15 protein-coding genes are annotated in these 19,102 nt (G+C 73.2%); 7 read left to right on the top strand and 8 right to left on the bottom strand.

Features of this window, described 5'->3' with window-relative positions:
- Window positions 1-18: 18 nt before the first annotated feature.
- Window positions 19-420: a hypothetical protein gene (locus AB0K65_RS21035; RefSeq protein ID WP_365718629.1), complete on the bottom strand. Its 402-nt coding sequence runs from the start codon at window positions 418-420 to the stop codon at window positions 19-21.
- 176 nt (window positions 421-596) lie between these two features.
- Between AB0K65_RS21035 and AB0K65_RS21030 the strand changes: the two genes are divergently transcribed.
- Together AB0K65_RS21030 and AB0K65_RS21025 are read left to right on the top strand one after the other, a co-directional pair.
- Window positions 597-1,940 (top strand): SWIM zinc finger family protein, encoded by a 1,344-nt coding sequence (locus tag AB0K65_RS21030; RefSeq protein ID WP_365718627.1) that lies wholly within the window; start codon window positions 597-599, stop codon window positions 1,938-1,940.
- A 216-nt stretch (window positions 1,941-2,156) separates the two neighbouring features.
- Window positions 2,157-3,803 (top strand): DUF5691 domain-containing protein, encoded by a 1,647-nt coding sequence (locus tag AB0K65_RS21025; protein ID WP_365718625.1) that lies wholly within the window; start codon window positions 2,157-2,159, stop codon window positions 3,801-3,803.
- Window positions 3,804-4,164: 361 nt separating this feature from the next.
- On the opposite strand, the gene AB0K65_RS21020 is transcribed toward AB0K65_RS21025, so the two are convergent.
- Window positions 4,165-4,572, bottom strand: coding sequence for a cobalamin B12-binding domain-containing protein (locus tag AB0K65_RS21020; protein WP_365718623.1), 408 nt, complete (start codon window positions 4,570-4,572; stop codon window positions 4,165-4,167).
- 194 nt (window positions 4,573-4,766) lie between these two features.
- Here AB0K65_RS21020 and AB0K65_RS21015 point away from each other — a divergent pair, with 194 nt between their 5' ends.
- Window positions 4,767-5,564, top strand: a complete 798-nt coding sequence (locus AB0K65_RS21015; RefSeq protein WP_365718621.1) for an alpha/beta fold hydrolase — start codon at window positions 4,767-4,769, stop codon at window positions 5,562-5,564.
- 264 nt (window positions 5,565-5,828) lie between these two features.
- Window positions 5,829-7,274, top strand: a complete 1,446-nt coding sequence (locus AB0K65_RS21010) for a M23 family metallopeptidase (RefSeq protein ID WP_365718619.1) — start codon at window positions 5,829-5,831, stop codon at window positions 7,272-7,274.
- Between the two features lie 146 nt (window positions 7,275-7,420).
- On the opposite strand, the gene pcrA is transcribed toward AB0K65_RS21010, so the two are convergent.
- Entirely contained in the window at window positions 7,421-9,868 is a 2,448-nt protein-coding gene (gene pcrA, locus AB0K65_RS21005; RefSeq protein ID WP_365718616.1) for a DNA helicase PcrA, read from the bottom strand.
- Window positions 9,869-10,142: 274 nt separating this feature from the next.
- On the opposite strand from pcrA, the gene AB0K65_RS21000 reads away from it, so the two are divergent.
- Window positions 10,143-11,300 carry a C40 family peptidase gene (locus AB0K65_RS21000; protein WP_365718614.1) on the top strand — a complete coding sequence of 386 codons (1,158 nt, stop codon included), beginning with the start codon at window positions 10,143-10,145 and terminating at the stop codon, window positions 11,298-11,300.
- A 214-nt stretch (window positions 11,301-11,514) separates the two neighbouring features.
- On the opposite strand, the gene AB0K65_RS20995 is transcribed toward AB0K65_RS21000, so the two are convergent.
- Window positions 11,515-11,868 (bottom strand): hypothetical protein, encoded by a 354-nt coding sequence (locus AB0K65_RS20995; protein ID WP_365718612.1) that lies wholly within the window; start codon window positions 11,866-11,868, stop codon window positions 11,515-11,517.
- 348 nt (window positions 11,869-12,216) lie between these two features.
- Here AB0K65_RS20995 and AB0K65_RS20990 point away from each other — a divergent pair, with 348 nt between their 5' ends.
- Complete coding sequence (locus tag AB0K65_RS20990; RefSeq protein ID WP_365718610.1) at window positions 12,217-13,287, top strand: NlpC/P60 family protein; 1,071 nt, start codon at window positions 12,217-12,219, stop codon at window positions 13,285-13,287.
- A 26-nt stretch (window positions 13,288-13,313) separates the two neighbouring features.
- On the opposite strand, the gene AB0K65_RS20985 is transcribed toward AB0K65_RS20990, so the two are convergent.
- A complete protein-coding gene (locus AB0K65_RS20985) occupies window positions 13,314-14,015 on the bottom strand; it encodes a response regulator transcription factor (protein WP_365718608.1) in 702 nt (233 codons plus the stop codon).
- Complete coding sequence (locus AB0K65_RS20980; protein ID WP_365718606.1) at window positions 14,012-15,280, bottom strand: PspC domain-containing protein; 1,269 nt, start codon at window positions 15,278-15,280, stop codon at window positions 14,012-14,014. The genes AB0K65_RS20985 and AB0K65_RS20980 overlap by 4 nt, the downstream gene beginning before the upstream one ends.
- Before the next feature lie 365 nt (window positions 15,281-15,645).
- On the opposite strand from AB0K65_RS20980, the gene AB0K65_RS20975 reads away from it, so the two are divergent.
- Window positions 15,646-17,001, top strand: a complete 1,356-nt coding sequence (locus AB0K65_RS20975) for a PspC domain-containing protein (RefSeq protein ID WP_365718604.1) — start codon at window positions 15,646-15,648, stop codon at window positions 16,999-17,001.
- A gap of 156 nt (window positions 17,002-17,157) precedes the next feature.
- Here AB0K65_RS20975 and AB0K65_RS20970 read toward each other — a convergent pair whose 3' ends face one another.
- Window positions 17,158-17,724: a DoxX family membrane protein gene (locus tag AB0K65_RS20970; RefSeq protein WP_365718602.1), complete on the bottom strand. Its 567-nt coding sequence runs from the start codon at window positions 17,722-17,724 to the stop codon at window positions 17,158-17,160.
- A 107-nt stretch (window positions 17,725-17,831) separates the two neighbouring features.
- Window positions 17,832-19,040 carry a hypothetical protein gene (locus AB0K65_RS20965; protein WP_365718653.1) on the bottom strand — a complete coding sequence of 403 codons (1,209 nt, stop codon included), beginning with the start codon at window positions 19,038-19,040 and terminating at the stop codon, window positions 17,832-17,834.
- Window positions 19,041-19,102: the final 62 nt, after the last annotated feature.

The following is a 19,102-nucleotide window of genomic DNA, read 5'->3' as shown; positions in this document are numbered from 1 at the left end:
CGGTGATTCCGGGCGGAGTCAGCCGGCGACCGGGGAGACCGCGATGCAGCCGCCGGTCAGCGCCGCCTGGCCCTTGGCCTCCTTGATGACCTTGCCCTCGTGCACGACCTTGCAGGTGAGATCGGCCGGATCGAGGGCGACCGGCATCACGGCGGGCGGCATGATGCCCTTCAGCGTCACCGTCTTCTTCCACGGCATGGCCGGCTTCTTCTCCGACTCGATCGTCGGCTCGATGGCCGTGCCGCCGCCCGCGTGGTACTCGATCGACTCGATGCCCGTGCCGGTGACCTCGTAGGTGACTTCGTACGACTCGTTCACGGCCTTGTCGACCTGGTCGGCCGCCACCGAGCAGGCGCCGAGGCCGAAGGCGAGGCCGGTGACGGCGAGCGCCGAGACGGCGGTACGGATGGTGCGCTTCATGTCGGCGTCCCCCCTGAACTCCCGCGGTGACGCGGGGCGGTGAGGCCGGTTCTCCGGCCTCCTCCCCCGCAGGGAATCGTAAAGAGAAGGCAAAGTCAAGCGGCGTCCCGGTCGGCTCGGAGCGGCGAAACCGCAGGCCGGGGCCATTGTCAGTGGCGGCCCCTAACGTCAGGGGCATGGACACACAGGGGGTGCGCTGGACGGCGGATCAGGTGCTGGCTCTGGCTCCTGACGACGCCTCGCGCAGAGCGGGGAACAAGCTGGGCACGGCGGGTCCGTGGTCCGGCACGGGCAGCGGCGAGGGCGCGGTGTGGGGGCTGTGCCGGGGCAGCGGCAGCACTCCGTACCGCACGGTGGTCGACACGAGAGGGCCGGCGTACACCTGCACCTGCCCCAGCCGGAAGTTCCCCTGCAAGCACGCACTGGGCCTGCTGCTGCTCTGGGCCTCGGACGGCACGGCCGACGCCGCCGAAGCCCCCGACTGGGCAGCCCCGTGGCTCCGGAACCGGCGCGAGCGCCAGGAGGCCGGCCGGGCGGCGGCCCCGGCCGCGCCCGCCGACCCCGAGGCCGCGCGCCGCCGCGCCGAACGGCGCGCGGCGCGGATCACCGCCGGAGCCGAGGAGTTGGAGCAGCGGCTGGCCGATCTGCTGCGCGGCGGCCTGGCGACGGCGGAGCGGTCCGGGTACGCCCTGTGGGAGGAGACGGCGGCGCGCATGATCGACGCCCAGGCGCCGGGACTCGCGGGCCGTGTGCGGGAGTTGGGCGCCATACCGGGCTCAGGGCCCGGCTGGCCGGTGCGGCTCCTGGAGGAGTGCGCGCTCACCCATCTCCTCGACAGGGCCTGGCTCGGCGTGGACCGGCTCCCCGGTGCGCTCGCGGCGACCGTCCGCACCCGGGTCGGCCTCACGACACCTCCACGGGGCCCGTCGACGCGTGATCACTGGCTGGTCCTCGCGCAGAGCGACACCTCCGACGGCAAACTGACGACTCGCCGGATCTGGCTCCACGGCCGGCAGAGCGGGCACACGGCGCTCCTGCTCTCCTTCGGCGCGGCGGGACGGGCACCCCAGCTCTCCCTCCCCGTGGGCTCCGTCCTCGACGCCGCCCTCGCGCCGCACGAGGGTGCGGGCGCCGTGCGGGCCGAATGGGTCGAGCAGTTCGCCGCTCCCGCCCCGCTCGACGCCCCGCCGCCGGGCGGCACGGTCGCCGACGCCCTCACGGCGTACGGCCTCGCCCTGCGTGAGGACCCCTGGCTCGACTCCTGGCCGGTGACCCTGACCGACGTCGTGCCGATACCCACGGAGTACGGCTGGCAGCTTGCCGACCGAGGCGGCGCCGGCGGCGCCGGGGAGGCGGTGCCGGTGAGCGCCGCCGCACTCGCCCGCCCCGGGCTCTGGCGCCTCGCGGCCTTGTCCGGCGGTCGGCCGGTGCGTGTCTTCGGCGAGTGCGGGCACCGGGGGTTCACCCCGCTCGCCGCCTGGTCGGCGGAGTCCCCCGGCGAGACGGTCCCGCTCCACTGACGGCCCACGCACCCCGCCCGGCTCACGCGTCCGGCCCGACTCGCGCACTCCCCCACCCGGCGGACCCGCCGGCCTCGGGCGCCCGGCCCCGGCCTGGCCTGGCACGACGCGAACCGACACCCGCACCCGCACCCGCACCCGCACCGACACCGACACCGACTAAAGCCCCTAGCTCCGACTCCGACTCCGACTCCGACGACAGCCTGGAGGACTCCGATGGACGCCTGGGAAGAGCTCGTCACCTCGGCGCTGCTCGGCACCGACCGGCGGCCGCCCGCATCGTCCGCCACCGCGCGGACGGGGAGGACGGCGGCGGCGGACGGCGACGCTCCGGTCGCCCTGCTCGACGCCGCGGCCGTGCACACGGTGCGGCGCAGGGCCGGACTGCGCCCCGGGCCCGCAGCACCGGCTCCCGCGCCCGCGCCCGAAGACCCCCGTCGCCCGCTGCCCGAAGCGGCCCGCCATCGTCTCGCCCGGCTGCTCGCGGACCGTGCGGCCCCCGCGCCGTCCGGCGGACGCCGTGGGGCCGCGCCCGACCTCGCCGAGCTGCTCCCCCAGTGGCTCGCCGCCGCCAACGAACGCGGTTTCGCGGCACCCGCGTCCTCGCTGCCCGCCCTTCTCGACGCCGCCCGCGCCCGGACCGACCTGCGCCCTCAGGCGCTCGCGCTGGCCGGCCCGCGAGGGCTGTGGCTCGCCCGGCTCAATCCGGAGTGGAAGTTCGCCCTGCGCGGCACCTCCGGCAGCGCCGCGCTCCCCGGCGCCCGGAATCCGCGGGAGGTGGCGAAGCTGTGGTCGGAGGGCCTGTTCGCGGAGCGTGTCGCCCTGCTCGGAGCCCTCCGGGCCGAGAACCCGGCCGCCGCCCTCTCCCTGCTGGCCTCCACATGGCAGGCGGAACGGGCCGAGGACCGGCTGATGTTCCTGGACTCGCTCCGGGCCGGGCTGTCGGGCGCCGACGAGGAGTTCTTGGAGGCCGCCCTGTCCGACCGCAGCCGCAACGTCCGCTCCACCGCCGCCGAACTCCTCTCGGCGCTCCCGGAATCGGCGCTCGCGGGCCGCATGGCTCGGCGCGCCGCCTCCTGCGTCAGCCTGGACCGTACGGAAGGGGCCGAGACGATCGTCGTCGAGGCACCGCACGAGTGCGACGACGGCATGCGGCGGGACGGCCTGGCGCCCACCCCGCCCACGGGCCGGGGCGAGCGGTCCTGGTGGCTGGGCCAGCTGGTGGAGGCGGCGCCCCTGGCCTGCTGGCCCGCCCGGTTCGGCGGACGCCTTCCCGAGGAGATCGTCGCCCTGCCCGTCACCGACGACTGGCGGAACGAGCTGCACGCCGCGTGGTGCCGGGCCGCCGTGCGACAGCGGGACGCGGCCTGGTCGAGGGCCCTGCTCGGCCCTCCGTCGGCCCCGCCCGCGACGGGTCCGGGCACCTCGTCCCTCGCCGAACGCGCCCAGCTGCTCTCGACCCTCCCGGAGGAGGAGCGGGCCCGCTGGGTCGCCTCCTTCATCGCGGCCCACGGCCTGTCCGAGGCCTTCCAGCTCCTCGGCGTCTGCGAGGTGCCCTGGGCTGAGCCGCTGGGCGGAGCGGTGGTCGACGCCCTGGACATCGCCCGGGAGGCGGGCAGCTATCCGTGGAGCTTCAGCGGAGTGATGGGCCTGGCCGAGCGCTGCCTCTCACCGGCCGCGGCACCCCAGCTCGATTCCTTGACCGCCCTCCCGAACGAGGCGGAGGACGCCTCGCCCGGTGCGGGCGGCTACTGGTCCGAGGCCTTCCAGCGCCTGGTGTCGACCCTGCGCCTGCGCGCCGAGATGCTCGCGGAACTGGAGGTGGAGAGGGAGACGGAGACTGAGACGGCGAGGGAGCCGTAGGCGGTGGCTCTGGCGCGGACCGAAAGACCCCGCACGCCGGCGCTGCGCACGGCGACCGGGTGCGCCACCAGGCCGTACGAAGCCGACCGCGGAACCTCCCGCGCGCGGCCCGTCGCCCGGCCGCGCGGTCAGCGTCCTCGCGCTCGCCCGCACGCCGCGCCCGGTCGGCACTCCGGCGCTCCGGCGGCGGTCCCGGACGAGCGCCGCCCCGGGCACCTGGCACCAGGCCGTCGACGGCGAGGCGGCCGCCGCTCGCGCGCACCGCCTGCTCACCACCGTTCCGGCACTCCCGCTGTCCGACGTTCCGGCCCTCCCGCCGTCCGACGTTCCGGCGCTCTCCGCCGCGCCGGCGATGACGCGGTTACGCGGCGACGCGGACGTTCGCGTTCACCCAGGTGACGATGGACGCGGTCGTCGCACCCGGCGTGAAGATCTCCGCGACGCCCTTCTCCTTCAGCGGCGCGATGTCCGCCTCGGGGATGATCCCGCCGCCGAAGACCTTGATGTCCTCCGCGTCGCGCTCCCGCAGGAGCTCCAGGACCTTCACGAAGAGCGTGTTGTGCGCGCCCGAGAGGATCGACAGACCGATGGCGTCGGCGTCCTCCTGGATCGCCGTGTCCACGATCTGCTCGGGCGTCTGGTGCAGCCCGGTGTAGATGACCTCCATACCGGCGTCCCGCAGCGCCCTCGCGATGACCTTGGCCCCGCGATCGTGGCCGTCGAGGCCCGGCTTGGCCACCACCACGCGGATCGGACCGGTCACACCCATCACTGCCTCCACATGCGACCCCCGCGCCTGACAGCCGGGGAGGTGAACGAACGTTATCGCCAGCATCCCGCAAGGGACCGTTTCGCGGTGGACAGCGAGGGGGAAATCACACGTGGGGTGTGTTCGTCCCACGCCGGACCCTCCCCGGGCCCGTCCCCGGGGCCCACCAGCCGTAGAACGGGTGGAGGTCGCCGATGGTGTTCACCAGGCTCACCAAGGTCACGACCACACTGAAGGCCAATGCCCTGGAGCTGGCGATCCTCACCGGACACATGATGCTCTACCCCTCCGGAATCGTCCGTGAGCGCACCGTCACCACCCCCGCCTCCGGACCGGCCTCCGGCCGCCGTCCGGTCGTCCTCCTTCACGGCTTCGTCGACAACCGCTCCGTCTTCGTCCTGTTGCGCCGCTGCCTCACCCGGCACGGCCGTGACTGCCTCGACTCGCTCAACTACTCCCCGCTCACCTGCGACCTGCGCACCGCCGCGGTCCTGCTCGGCCGGCGTGTCGAGGAGCTGTGCGCCCGCACCGGTCACGAGCGCGTCGATCTCGTCGGCCACAGCCTCGGCGGCCTGATCGCCCGCTATTACGTACAGCGCCTGGGCGGCGACGCGCGGGTGCGGACGCTGGTCATGCTCGGCACCCCCCATGCCGGCACCACCGCCATGCCCTGGGCCGGGGCCCACCCGCTCGTCCGCCAGATGCGTCCCGGATCCGACGTACTGCGGGAGCTGGCCGGCCCCGCGCCCTCCTGCCGGACACGCTTCGTCAGCTTCTGGAGCGACCTGGACCAGGTGATGGTCCCGGTCGAGACGGCACGTCTCGACCACCCCGACCTTCTGGTGCACAACGTGCGGGTGAGCGGGATCGGCCACCTGGCCCTGCCGGTGCACCCGACGGTCGCCTCCGGCATCGTCCGCGTCCTCGACGCCGAGGAGCTGGAGACCGGCACACCGGAGGCCGACGACCCCGGAGCGGCGTCCGTCGCCTGACGGCGAGGCGGACCGACCCGCCCCGGACACCTGACGGGCCGCCAGAAGGCGCTCATTCTTCGAACGTTTCTCGAACACAGAGCCAAAGCTCTCCCCGAGACCGCCGAAACACGGCCGATTGCCCGTTTCCTGTGAACCCAAAACCCTCCGAAGATTGTCGGCTGCGCATACCGCCGGGTACAGTCGCGCCACTGCTTACCCCCGGGACACCCCTCATCGGGCCCGCCCCGGACTGGTCCTGCCGCCGAGGCGAGAGAGAAGTTGGTGAACGACCAGCACCCCCACGCCGGATACGTCGGAGACGACATGCACAGCACCGGCAGCTTCGCCACCGACCCCCTGTTCGGCGCCCTCCCGGGCGGGTACGACGCGGATCACAGCGGTCAGTACGACACCACGCAGTGGAACGGCAGCCACCAGTGGGACGCCGGGGCGTACGACGCCTACGTCACGCAGCAGCCGATGACGCAGCAGTACGACACCACCGGCCAGTGGGACGCGAGCGCCTGGAACGAGGCGCAGCAGACCGGTCAGTACCAGACCGCCCCCCTCGCCTCGTACGACACCACCGGCCAGTGGACGGCTCCCGCCTTCGAGACGGGTACGTACGACGCCACCGCCTGGAACCACGCCGCCGCGCCGGAGCAGGAGCACCTCCACACCGAGCCGGTCGTTCCGCAGCAGTACACCCCCGAGTACGACTTCCTCCCCGACGGCGTCGGGCACGGCGACCACGTCGTGGAGCACGCCACGGGGCCCGACGCCGCGCACGCGGTCGAGCACGGCGCCGAGCACACCGCGCAGTTCGAGGCCGTCCTGCCCGACGAGCACCCGTACGACTACGGCTACGAGAGCCCGGCGGAGCACGCGTACGAGCCCGAGGAACCGGTCCCGGCCTCGGAGATCCTCACGGAGGCGGCCCCCGTCACGGCCCGTCCCGTGCGCCGCTCCTCCGGTGGCGGCCGCGGCCGTCGCCGTACGCCCGCCAAGCGCTCCGCGCTCCTGACCGTCGCCGTCCCGTCCGCCTGCGTCATGGGAGTCGCCGGGATCGCCGCCGCCTCGGTCGGCGGACTCACCGAAGCGGGCGCCGAGACCAAGGACGACGTGGCCGTCGCCGCGGCCGACCCGTCGTCGGTGAAGCCGGTCGCCGCCAACAACAAGCTCGACACGCAGCTCGCGGCGCTCAGCGCCGACGCCCGCGACTTCGGCGACCGCGCCAGCCGCACCCAGGAGCGCATCGACCTCAAGCTGCGCCAGGAAGCGGAGAAGAAGAAGCGTGAGGAGGAGGCGGCCCGCAAGGAGGCGCTGCGTCCGAAGTTCATGCTCCCGGTGAAGCTGCACCAGCTCAGCGCCCACTACGGACAGGCCGGCGTCAACTGGATGTCCGTGCACACCGGCATCGACTTCCCGGTCCAGTACGGCACGAAGGTGATGGCCGCGACCGACGGCACCGTCCGCACCCAGTGGAACAGCGCCTACGGCAACATGGCGATCGTGACCGCCGAGGACGGCACCGAGACCTGGTACTGCCACCTGAGCAGCACCAAGATCCGCTCCGGCAAGGTCAAGGCCGGCGACGTGATCGCCTACTCCGGCAATTCGGGCAACTCCACCGGCCCCCACCTCCACTTCGAGGTGCGGCCGAACGGCGGGGCCGCGATCGACCCGGAGTCGTGGCTGCGCAGCCACGGTCTCAGCCCGACCGGCTGACAGCCGGGCACCACGCGTCACGCCCTCCGCACCAGCGCCACGCACGCACCCCGTCACGCCCCGCACACCGCGCACCGTGCGACGACGTCCCACGCGAAAGGGCCCCGGCCGAAGCCGGGGCCCTCTTCCGTGCGTCCGTCCGCGGCTCAGAGCTTCTCGACCGGCGCGTACCGCAGCAGCAGCCGCTTCGGCTTCTCGTCGCCGAAGTCGATCGTCGCCTGGGCGTCCCCGCCGACACCCGTCACCTGCATGACCGTGCCCAGGCCGAACTGGTCGTGGGTGACCCGGTCGCCGACCTGGAGCGTGATCACCGGCTTCTCGCCGGCGCGGCGCGTGGCGAAGCCCGAGGGGCCCGAGCGCGAGCGCGAGGAGGAGAGCTGGGAGGTGATCCCGGAGGTGGGACCGGCGGGCTTGACCATGGGGCCGGTGCGCTTCCACTCCAGGTACGTCGCCGGGATCTCCTCCAGGAAGCGCGAGGCCGGGTTGTACGAGGGCTGACCCCAGGCGCTGCGCATCGAGGAGCGGGTCAGATAGAGCCGTTCGCGGGCGCGTGTGATGCCCACGTACGCCAGGCGCCGCTCCTCCTCCAGCTCCTTGGCCTGGCCGAGTGCGCGCATGTGCGGGAAGACGCCGTCCTCCATGCCGGTCAGGAAGACCACCGGGAACTCCAGGCCCTTGGCGGTGTGCAGCGTCATCAGCGTGATGACGCCGGAGCCCTCCTCGTCCTCGTCGGGGATCTGGTCGGAGTCGGCGACGAGCGCGACCTTCTCCAGGAACTCGGCGAGGGTCGCGGGCTCCTCGCCGCGCTCCTGCTCGAACTCCAGGGCGACGGCGGCGAGTTCCTGGAGGTTCTCGATCCGGGTCTCGTCCTGCGGGTCGGTGGAGGCCTGGAGCTCGGCGAGATAGCCGGTCCGCTCCAGCACGGCCTCGAGGACGACGGCGGGGCCGGCCCCCGAGTCGACGATGGTGCGAAGCTCCTCCATCAGGGCGTTGAAGCGCTTCACGGCGTTGGCCGAGCGGGCCGCCATGCCGTACGCCTCGTCGACCCGCTTCAGCGCCTGCGGGAAGGTGATCTTCTCGCGGAGGGAGAGGGCGTCGATCATGGCCTCGGCGCGCTCTCCGATGCCCCGCTTGGGGACGTTGAGGATGCGGCGCAGCGGGACGTTGTCCTCGGGGTTGGCGAGGACGCGCAGGTAGGCGAGGACGTCGCGGACCTCCTTGCGCTCGTAGAAGCGCACGCCGCCGACGACCTTGTAGGGCAGGCCGACGCGGATGAAGATCTCCTCGAAGACACGGGACTGGGCATTCGTGCGGTAGAAGACGGCGACATCGCCGGCCTTCGCCTCACCCGCGTCCGTCAGCCGGTCGATCTCGTCCGCGACGAACTGCGCCTCGTCGTGCTCGGTGTCGGCGACATAGCCGGTGATCTGCGCGCCCGCGCCCGCGTTGGTCCAGAGGTTCTTGGGGCGGCGGGACTCGTTGCGCTCGATGACGGCGTTGGCGGCGGAGAGGATGGTCTGCGTGGAGCGGTAGTTCTGCTCGAGCAGGATCGTCGTCGCGTCGGGGTAGTCCTCCTCGAACTGGAGGATGTTGCGGATGGTCGCGCCGCGGAAGGCGTAGATCGACTGGTCCGCGTCGCCGACGACGCACAGCTCGGCCGGCCCCAGGTCTTCGTAGCCCGTGCCGACCAGCTCCCGTACGAGGGTGTACTGGGCGTGGTTGGTGTCCTGGTACTCGTCGACGAGGACGTGGCGGAAGCGGCGGCGGTAGTGCTCGGCGACGTCCGGGAACGCCTGGAGCAGATGGACCGTCGTCATGATGATGTCGTCGAAGTCCAGGGCGTTGGCCTCGCGCAGCCGCGCCTGGTACATCCGGTACGCCTCGGCGAGCGTCTTCTCGAAGCCGTCGGCGGCCTGGTCGGCGAAGGCCTCCTCGTCGATCAGCTCGTTCTTGAGGTTCGAGACCTTGGCGCTGAAGGACTTCGGCGGGAACTTCTTGGGGTCGAGGTCCAGGTCGCGGCAGACCAGCGCCATCAGGCGCTTGGAGTCGGCGGCGTCGTAGATCGAGAACGAGGACGTGAAGCCGAGCTTCTTCGACTCGCGGCGCAGGATGCGGACGCACGCGCTGTGGAACGTCATCACCCACATGGCGTTGGCGCGGGGGCCGACGAGCTGCTCGACGCGCTCCTTCATCTCGCCGGCGGCCTTGTTGGTGAAGGTGATCGCCAGTATCTGGCCGGGGTGGACATGGCGGGTGCCCAGGAGGTGGGCGATGCGATGGGTGAGCACCCGGGTCTTGCCGGAGCCGGCTCCGGCGACGATGAGCAGCGGGGTGTCGGTGTGCACGACGGCGGCGCGCTGCTGTTCGTTCAGCCCTTCCAGGAGCGCGGCGGCGTCCACGACGGGGCGCGGGGCTCCGTCGCGGTAGTACGCGTCCCGGGGCGCGGGCGCGTCGAACCTGCCCCCGAAGAGGTCGTGCGGGACCTCCTCCGGGGCCGGAGCACCGTGCTCGTGGTCCTCGGGAGGGGGCGGGGGCTCCTCCGGGGAGTGGTTCCGGAGGCCCGCCAGGAAACTGTCGTCAAAGAGGCTGCTCATCGCCTAACGAGTCTAGGCCGCCGCACCGACAACCCACCCCCACCTCCCGAAGTGACCATATTTTTACGGAGGGTGACAGTCCACTTCAGGTCACGAAAATGTATCGGGCATATCGAACATCGGACTTCCCAGCCGCCCCACGGGTTGGCTAGCGTGCTCGCCCAAGCAGCCCGTCCCCTCCGAACGGCGAATCACGCCGAGCGGGCGGCCCACGCCGCATCCGGCCCTGCCGCGAGGCAGTCGTGCCCTCACGCCTCGGCGTCCACGGAAGGAGATGCCGGTCTTGGCGTCCCATCGCAAGCCGCGCAGCACACGTACGCATTCCCCCGCCGTCGGGGTCACGACGGCCGCGATCGCCTCGGTCACCCTGCTGTCCACGCAGAGTGCCGGCGCCGCGCCCGCTCCGCCGAAGCCGACGGTGGAGGAGATCCAGAAGAAGGTCGACGACCTCTACCGGCAGGCCGGCACGGCGACCCAGGAGTACAACCGGGCCAAGGAGTCCACCGACCGGCAGCGGCGCAAGGTCGACGGGATCCTCGACGACATAGCCCGCAGGACGGAGGCGATCAACGAGTCGCGGCGGGCCCTCGGCTCGTACGCGGCGGCGCAGTACCGGGCCGGGGCGGTCGGGCCCACGGCGGCGCTGATCTTCGCCGACAGCCCGCAGTCGTACTTCGACCAGACCCACCTCATGGACCGGCTCTCCGAGCGGCAGCGCGGCGCGGTGGCGGACTACGAGGGCAAGCGGGCCGCGGCGGCGAAGCAGCGCGCGGAGGCGACGAAGAGCCTGCAGAGCCTCACCGAGTCGCAGGCGGCGCTGCGCACCAGCAAGCAGACGGTCCAGGGGAAGCTGGCGCAGGCGCGCACGCTCCTGGCCCGGCTGACCGCCGAGGAGAAGGCCCGGCTCGCGGAGCTGGAGCGCAAGCGGGAGGCGGAGGCACGGCGCAAGGCGCAGGAGCGGGCCGAGGCGGAGGCGGCGAGGGCGAAGGCCGAGGCCGAACGGCGCCGGCAGGAGGAGGCGAGCCGGGAGCAGCGGCCCGAGTCGCCGGTCACCCCGCCGCCCACCGGCGGCTCCACGTACGCCGCCAAGGCGGCGAAGGCGCTGGAGTTCGCCCGGGACCAGATCGGCAAACCGTACGTGTGGGGGGCGACGGGCCCGAGTTCGTACGACTGCTCCGGACTCACGCAGGCCGCGTGGAAGTCGGCGGGCGTCGACCTGCCGCGCACCACCTGGGACCAGGTGAAGGTGGGCACCCGGGTCGCCACGGACGACCTGCTGCCGGGGGACCTCGTCTTCTTCTACGACGACATCAGCCACGTGGGCCTCTACATCGGCGACGGCAAGATGATCCACGCGCCGAAGCCGGGCGCCAACGTCCGCGAGGAGTCGATCTACTACATGCCGATCTACGGGAGCGTGCGGCCGGCGTGACGCCCCGGCTCCGGGGGCGGGCCGGACGGCGCGCCCCCGCCGGCCGGACCTTGGCACGTCCGTGGCGGAGAGGCCCGAAGGCCCCGACGACCAGGGCGGGCCCGGCGGAGAGACCGGGGCCCGACGCTCAGCACCGGAAGGACCCGGCGGAGAGATCCGAAGACCCGGCCGATCAGGGCCGGAGGGCCCGACTGAGGGATCCGGAGCCTGACGATCAGGTCCAGAGCGTCGCGATGAAGATGTTCGCGATGGTCAGGCCGCCGACGGCGCCGAAGAGGCCCTTGTCGACCTTCTCCTCGTCCCGCTTCACGTACACGAGGGCGAGGATGACCACGAGGACGGCCAGCTTGATGCCGATCTTCACGTTGTCGACCGTCTGGTCGTCCGCCTGGTTGAGGCCGACCAGCGCCATGCCCGTGACCAGCATGGTCAGCGCGCCGTGCAGCATCGCGGGGCTGAAGCGGGCCGTACCCGCGCCCATCGCCTTCATCTGCGTCAGGAACCCGCCGAGCAGGGAACCGATGCCGATGATGTGCAGGGCGACGAAGACATTGATGAGTACGTCCATGGGGCGGAGCCTAACCGGGCCCCTAGCATGCTTCTCCGTCCGGGTCCGCCCTCTCCCGCACATCGGTCAGACCGACTCGGCAAAGCGGGCTCCACGCGACACCTCTCCCGGACGCGAACGATCCCTGAAGGACAACTGACGCCAATAGCGGTCAACTCCCCGCCGCCCCGTGACGCCCAGGTTTAGCGTCCTCCCCCAGGTGGCCGGCTTCCCACCACCGCCGGGTCTCCCGGCGGCAGCCGGCCGCCCCCGCCGAGAAAGACCGGCGGCGGCCCGTCTCCCCTGTGCGGACCGTCGCCGGCCCCGGCGGCCATCGACCCCCGCAGGGAGAGGATGTGACCCGCCCTCGTGGCAGCGCACCGGAAGCCCAGGCAGTTCCCCTTCGGCGGTCAGGCGGTACGGACCGCCGCCACGCTGGCCCTCGCCTCTGCGGCGACGGCGACCGTGTTCGAAGGCGCCGGGCACGCCGAGCCCCGGCCGACCCCCGCCCAGGTGAAGGCGAAGGTGGACCGGCTGTACCAGGAGGCCGAGGTGGCCACCGAGAACTACAACGGCGCGAAGGAGAAGGCGACCGAGGCGCGGCGCGCGCTGAACCGGCTGCGCGACGAGGCGGCCCGCAGGACCGACCGGCTCAACACCCTGCGGGGCGGTCTCGGTTCGTTCGCCACCGCCCAGTACCGCTCCGGCGGACTCGACCCCGCCGTGCGCCTGGCCCTCACCTCGGACCCCGACGAGTACCTGGCGCGTGCCGCCCTCGCCGAGAAGGAGGGGGACCGGCGGGCCGCCGCCGTCACCTCCGTACGCCGTGAACAGGCCGGCATCGGACAGCTGCGCGCCGAGTCGACGCGGCGGCTGGCGGAACTACAGGGGTACGAGGCCGATCTGCGGCGGCAGAAGACGGCGGTGCGGGGCAGACTCGACGAGGCCCGCGCGCTGCTGGCCCGGCTGACGGCCGAGGAGCGGGCACGGTACGAAGCGGCCTCGGCGGGCCGTGGCGCTGCGGATCCCGCCGCGGCCGCCCCCCGCGCCGACCGGGGCTCCCTGCCGCGCGGACCGGTGGCCGCTCCGAACGCCCGCGCCGCCGAGGCCATCGCCTTCGCCCGGGACCAGATCGGCAAGCCGTACGTGTGGGGCGCGACGGGGCCTTCGGCGTACGACTGCTCCGGCCTCACGCAGGCGTCCTGGCGGGCGGCGGGGGTCTCCCTGCCGCGCACGACCTACACGCAGATCAACGCCGGGCGCCGGGTCTCCCGCTCGGAGCTGGCCCCGGGCGACCTGGTGTTCTTCTACTCCGGCATCAGCCACGTCGGTCTCTACATCGGCGGCGGGCAGATGATCCACGCCCCCCGCCCGGGCGCACCGGTGCGGGTCGCGCCGATCGACGAGATGCCCTTCGCCGGTGCCACCCGCGTGGACTGACCCGGCGTGCGGGTCCGGCCCGGCGGTCAGACCAGCCGGCGGGCGGTCGCCCAGCGGGTCAGCTCGTGCCGGTTGGAGAGCTGGAGCTTGCGCAGCACCGCGGAGACATGGGACTCGACCGTCTTCACCGAGATGTAGAGCTGCTTGGCGATCTCCTTGTACGCGTATCCACGCGCGATCAGCCGCAGCACCTCCCGCTCCCGCTGGGTGAGGCGGTCCAGGTCCTCGTCGACCGGCGGGGCGTCCGTGGAGGCGAAGGCGTCCAGGACGAAGCCCGCCAGTCGGGGGGAGAACACCGCGTCGCCGTCCTGGACCCGGAAGATCGAGTCGACCAGGTCGGTGCCGGTGATCGTCTTGGTGACGTAGCCGCGGGCACCGCCACGGATCACGCCGATGACGTCCTCCGCCGCGTCGGAGACCGAGAGGGCCAGGAAGCGGACCGGGTTCTGCGGCGCGGCCAGCAGACTGGCGCAACGGCGCAGCACCTCGACCCCGCCGCCCCCGGGCAGGTGCACGTCGAGCAGCACCACCTCGGGGCGGGTCGCGGTGATCACCGTGACGGCCTGGTCGACGTCGGCGGCCTCGCCGACCACCTCGACGCCGGTGACGTCCGTCCGGCCGATCTCGGCCTGCACGCCCGTGCGGAACATCCGGTGGTCGTCGACGAGGACGACCCGCACCCGGCGCTCCGTGGCCTCCGAAGCCGTCGTCCCAGTCTCGTCGCTCATGCGTCCGCCCTCTCCATCTCAAGCTCCACTTCGGTGCCCCCGCCCGGAACGGACCGCAGCCGGGCCGAACCGCCGTTGCGCTGCATCCGGCCGATGATCGATTCTCGTACGCCCATCCGGTCACCGGGGACGGAGTCCAGGTCGAAGCCCGGCCCCCGGTCGCGGACGGAGACGAACACCGTGCGTCCCTCCACCTCGGCGTACACCTGCACCGCCCCGCCTCCGCCACCGTACTTGGCGGCGTTGACCATCGCCTCGCGTGCGGCCTGCATCTGTGCGGACAGTTTCTCGTCGAGCGGGCAGTCGCCGACGACCACGACCTCCAGCGGGACGCCGTGCATGTCCTCCACCTCGGCGGCGGCCTTCTTCACCGCCTCGGCCAGGGTGTCCGGCTCCTCGTCCTCGTCCTTGCCCGTGCCCTCCGGCCTGTACAGCCAGTTCCGCAGCTCCCGCTCCTGTGCGCGGGCCAGGCGCCGCACCTCCCCCGGCTCCTCCGCGTTGCGCTGGATCAGGGTGAGGGTGTGCAGGACGGAGTCGTGGACGTGGGCGGCGACCTCGGCGCGCTCCTGGGCGCGGATGCGCATGGTCCGCTCCTCGTTGAGGTCCTGGGACATGCGGACCAGCCACGGACCGGCGAGGAGGGCGATGCCGGTGAGCACCGCTATGGCGGCCGTGAACGCCGTGCCGAGCTGGGCGGCGGAGCCGCGGACGACCATGAAGGCGGTCAGGCCGAGCCCGACCAGGGCCACACCGGCGAAACCGCGGGCGAGCTGGAGGGTGCGCCGGCGGCGGCCCGGTTCGGTCCAGCTGGCGCGGCGGGCGTTGTCCGCCTGCCGCCAGACGAGGACGACTCCGACGCCGATCAGCAGCGTCGGCCAGACGTACCGGTCGGCCCTGTTGCCGAAGTCGATGTTCCCGACGAAGACGGCGGCGCCGACCGCCAGCGCGATCAAGGCGAAGACCTGTCCGCGGTCCGGCTTGCGCAGCCGCCGCCGGCCGTCCTCGGTCGTCTCGAACACGGGCCGGGGCGCGGCCCGTCCGCCGACGCCCAGCGGGACGACGATCCAGAAGACCGCGTACAGCAGGGCCCCGAGCCCGTCGGCGAGGAGCAGCGCCACGAACACGGCGCGGACCCAGACGACGGGCAGCCCGAGGTGTCCCGCGAGACCCCGGGCGACACCGCCGAGCCACCGCCCGTCGGCGCTCCGGTAGAGCTTGCGCACGGGCGGTTCGTCGGGGTCTGCGACGCGGGCGGATGCTGGCATGCGTCGATCGTCACACGCGGGCACGGGCCGGTACATCAGGGGCGGCCCTGAGAATCCCCCTAGGGCGCGTTCCGAAAGGAGCGCCGTCCGCCCGAAGGGCGGGCCCCGCGGCGTCCGGTGCGTGCGATCGCAAGGCGGAGTCGCCCTCGTACTGGACTGGACGTACTTGGACGATCCCGACGACGCGGCGAGCGTGCGTGCCAGGCGTCGCCGGGCAGGCGGGACTTTCGAAACACGCCCTAGGTGGGCGAACTCCCAGGGCACGTTCCCGGGTGGCTCTCGGGGTCGTGAGGCGGGCGAATATCAGGGTCGGGCCAGGGTCGCGCCCGGTGCCGCCGGGGGTCACCGGCCGTCACCATGGAGGCATGACGAGTTCGACGCCTTCCTCGCACGAGGCCCCGCCGCCGATGGTGGCTCCCGCCGTCGCGCCGCTGCGCCGCTCTGCGCGGCACAAGGTCGTGGGCGGAGTGTGCGGTGGCCTGGGGCGGCACTTCGATCTCGACCCGGTGATCTTCCGGATCGCGCTCGGGGTGCTGTCGGTGACCGGCGGTGTCGGGCTGATCTTCTACGGCTTCGCGTGGCTGCTGATCCCGCAGGCGGGCGAGGAGGAGAACGAAGGCCGCAAGCTGTTGTCCGGCCGGGTCGAGGGGGCCTCCCTCTCGGCCGTCCTGATGGCGATGGTCGGCTGCGGGATCTTCCTGTCGATGCTGCACAACGGCGGGACGATCGCGTTCGCGATGCTGCTGTCCACGGCGGTGAGCGGCGCGGCGGTCTGGTCGCAGCGGCGCCGCCAGGCGCTCGCGGGCGGGGACGCGGAGAGCCGGCTGGTCGCCGCGACGGCGGCGGCGGTCGCCGAGGCGCCGCCGGAGACGAAGGCGCCGCCGCTCGTCGAGTTCTCGTCGTGGTGGAAGGACCCGATCGTCAAGGACGGCTCGACCGGCCCCATCGCGATCGGATACCTCTGGGGTCCGCACGGGGCGGACGCGGACGGCCTGGTGAACGGCGAGCGGGTGACCCCGGGCAGTCAGTGGGGCGGCTGGGTGCCGGAGCCCGGCGGGCCGGTCGCCGCCGCGCCCGCGGCCCGGCGCGGCCCCCGTTCCATCGGCGGGCTTGTCTTCCTCCTCACCCTGCTCGCGGGCGGTCTGGGCACCGGCCTGTCCTGGGACACCCATCCGGTGGGCACGAGCCTCCAGATCGGCCTGGTGGCCGCCCTGGCGGTGCTCGGTCTCGGCCTGGTCCTCAGCAGCTTCCTCGGCCGGACCGGCTTCGGCACGGTCTTCGTGACCGTGGTGACGGCGGGCCTGCTCGCGGTGGCGGCGGCGCTGCCGAAGGAGATCTCCACGGACTGGGTCCGGACGACGTGGACACCGGCGTCGGTCGCCGCCGTGGAGCCGCGCTACGAACTGGGCTCGGGCGTCGGCACGCTCGACCTGTCGCGGCTGGCGGTCCCCGCCTCCACGACGGTCGGGACCGCCGTGGAGGTCGGGGCGGGCAAGGTGGAGGTGGTCGTCCCCGCGAACGTGACGGTGAGGCTGCGGGCCCAGGTCGGACTCGGGGACGTGCGGCTGCCCCAGCAGCACCCCGGGGACATCGACATCGCGCCGGACCGTGACGAGACCCGTACGCTCACCCCGCCGGCGGGCACCGTCCCGGGCGGAACGCTCGACCTCTCGCTGGAGGTCGGTCTCGGACAGGTGGAGGTCACCCGTGCTGCTTCATGAGTTCCGACCGGGCCGGCTCGTCGTCGGGGCGACCGCGCTCGCCCTCGCGGTCCTCTACGCGGGCGACGCCGCCGACGCCTGGGTCACACCCTGGTACGGCGTGGTCCCGGTGCTCTGCGGCGGTCTCGGCGTCGCCTCGCTGGTGACCTGGGTCGCCTACCGCCTCCGCCGTCGTTCGGCGAGGAGCGCGTCGAGCGAGAACAGGGAGGCCCCGGCGAGCACGAGCGGCAGCCAGGACATGAGATAGGCGAGGTCGTTGCCGTAGTAGTACGGCTGGGTCTGCCAGCTGACCGTCAGCCACAGGCTGAGCGAGATCAGCGCTCCGCCGAGCGCGGCGAGCCGGGCGAAGAGCCCCACCAGGGTCCCGATGCCGACGGCCAGCTCGCCGAGGGCGATGGCGTAGCCGAAGCCGACGGGGTTCTTCAGCGCCAGGTCGACGAGGGCGGGGATGGCGGAGCCGTCCCGTACGGCCCGCATCATCTCGCCGATCGAGCCGGTGCCCGTGCCGGCCATGAAGGCGGAGTCGGTGAGCTTGTCGAGCCCGGCGTAGACGAAGGTGACGCCGAGGAAGAGCCGCAGCGGCAGCAGCGCGTACCGCGAGGCGGCCTCCTTCCACCCGGGCGCCCCGCCGGCTCCCCGGCTCTCCCCACCCCCGCCGTGTCCGCGGCCACCCGTGCCCGCACCGGGGCCGTATGACCCGTTCGTCCGCCGCGTTCCTGTCATCGCCGGCCTGCCTCTCCGCGCCCGTGTCCGGGGATTCGATTGTCCTCGGACGTCCCGCTTCTGGATACGCGGGGGACACGGCGGCGGTTCAGAGGTGCCCGGTCGGCTCAGTCGACGACGTCGATGGTGACCCGGTTGGATTCCGCGCCGGAGGCCGTCACGACCCACACCTCCACCCGTCCCGGTTCGACGTCCGCCGGGAGGGGGACGGTGAGGGACGAGTCCGTCGGGTTGGCGAAGCCGCCGGGGACCGGGACGAGCGGGACACGGACGTGGACCGCGCCGATCCGTACGACGAGGCGGGTGAGCGGGTCGGGGCGGTCCGCGCCCGGCGGGACGAAGCCGGCGCCGCGGATCTCGATGTCGTCGCCGGTGCGGATCGGCGCGTCCAGATCGCCCGGCTCGCGGGACCGGACGACGGAGAGGACCGCGGGCCGCCCGCCCTCCAGGCACTTCCCCGCGAGATAGCAGGCGGCGGAGACGGCGACGAGGAGCGCCGGAGACCAGGACGGTCCGGGCAGCCGGTCGGGCTCGTCCGCAAGCCGCACCGCGCACAGGACGAGGACGACGCCGGAGACCAGGACGTACTGCAGGTCGGTGAGGCAGGCGCGGCCGTCGTCGTCGGCGACGATGTCGACGGCGCGGGGCCGGTCGGCGCGGACCTTCTGCAGGCGCAGGCCCAGGACCCGCCCCCACACGATCCGGCGGACGGCCACGGCGACCGCCGACGTCAGGGCGAAGGCGGTCAGCAGGCCGGCGGCCCGCGCGGCCCCGAGACCGATCCGGTCCGCGCCGGTGACCAGGCGGAACGCCAGGAAGAGCAGGGCGTAGAGGGTGAGGAGGAGCCAGCCGGCCGCGACGGTGCGGGAGGTGGAGAGCCGGTTGTCCTCGCCGATCAGCGGCGCGAGGACCCCGCCGCGCGTCCGGTGGGCGTGCGCGGCGCCGGTGAGGAGCGCGGCGAGGACGAGCGCCGCGCCCAGAGCCGCCGTGCGCGCACCGGTCCATCCGGTGCCGAGCGCGGTGAGCGCCTGACCGAGGAGCAGGGCGAGGACCGCGCCCCAGACCGCGCCGAGCGTGGCCCGGCGCACGCGTCGGAGCCATGCCTCGCTCGCCGCCCGGCCGCGCGCGGCGACGGTACGGGCGGACTGGCCGAGTTCGTCGGAGACCCACTGCCGGGAGGCCACCGGCGAATGGGCGACGGCGGCCGGCACACCGTGTCCCGCCGCGAGTTCTTCGCGCAGCGCGAGGAAGGCGGCGACGGCGCGCCGGTGCCCCGCCCGCCCGCCGCCCGCGCATGGCGCGGGGTCACCGCACAGGGTCGGCTCCTGGCACCGTCTCGCCTCGTGCACCGCCACGGCGCTCACTTCCCGATCCGTCA

The organism is Streptomyces sp. NPDC053755 (assembly GCF_040677675.1).
GTDB lineage: Bacteria > Actinomycetota > Actinomycetes > Streptomycetales > Streptomycetaceae > Streptomyces.
This window is presented reverse-complemented; position numbering and strand designations above follow the sequence as displayed.

Coding starts and splice junctions, on each gene's coding strand:
- AB0K65_RS21035 (WP_365718629.1), bottom strand. CDS start 420: ATGAAGCGCACCATCCGTACCGCCGTCTCGGCGCTCGCCGTCACCGGC.
- AB0K65_RS20975 (WP_365718604.1), top strand. CDS start 15,646: ATGACGAGTTCGACGCCTTCCTCGCACGAGGCCCCGCCGCCGATGGTG.
- AB0K65_RS21025 (WP_365718625.1), top strand. CDS start 2,157: ATGGACGCCTGGGAAGAGCTCGTCACCTCGGCGCTGCTCGGCACCGAC.
- AB0K65_RS20995 (WP_365718612.1), bottom strand. CDS start 11,868: ATGGACGTACTCATCAATGTCTTCGTCGCCCTGCACATCATCGGCATC.
- AB0K65_RS21030 (WP_365718627.1), top strand. CDS start 597: ATGGACACACAGGGGGTGCGCTGGACGGCGGATCAGGTGCTGGCTCTG.
- AB0K65_RS21015 (WP_365718621.1), top strand. CDS start 4,767: ATGGTGTTCACCAGGCTCACCAAGGTCACGACCACACTGAAGGCCAAT.
- AB0K65_RS21020 (WP_365718623.1), bottom strand. CDS start 4,572: ATGGGTGTGACCGGTCCGATCCGCGTGGTGGTGGCCAAGCCGGGCCTC.
- AB0K65_RS20980 (WP_365718606.1), bottom strand. CDS start 15,280: ATGCCAGCATCCGCCCGCGTCGCAGACCCCGACGAACCGCCCGTGCGC.
- AB0K65_RS20985 (WP_365718608.1), bottom strand. CDS start 14,015: ATGAGCGACGAGACTGGGACGACGGCTTCGGAGGCCACGGAGCGCCGG.
- AB0K65_RS20970 (WP_365718602.1), bottom strand. CDS start 17,724: ATGACAGGAACGCGGCGGACGAACGGGTCATACGGCCCCGGTGCGGGC.
- AB0K65_RS21000 (WP_365718614.1), top strand. CDS start 10,143: ATGCCGGTCTTGGCGTCCCATCGCAAGCCGCGCAGCACACGTACGCAT.
- pcrA (WP_365718616.1), bottom strand. CDS start 9,868: ATGAGCAGCCTCTTTGACGACAGTTTCCTGGCGGGCCTCCGGAACCAC.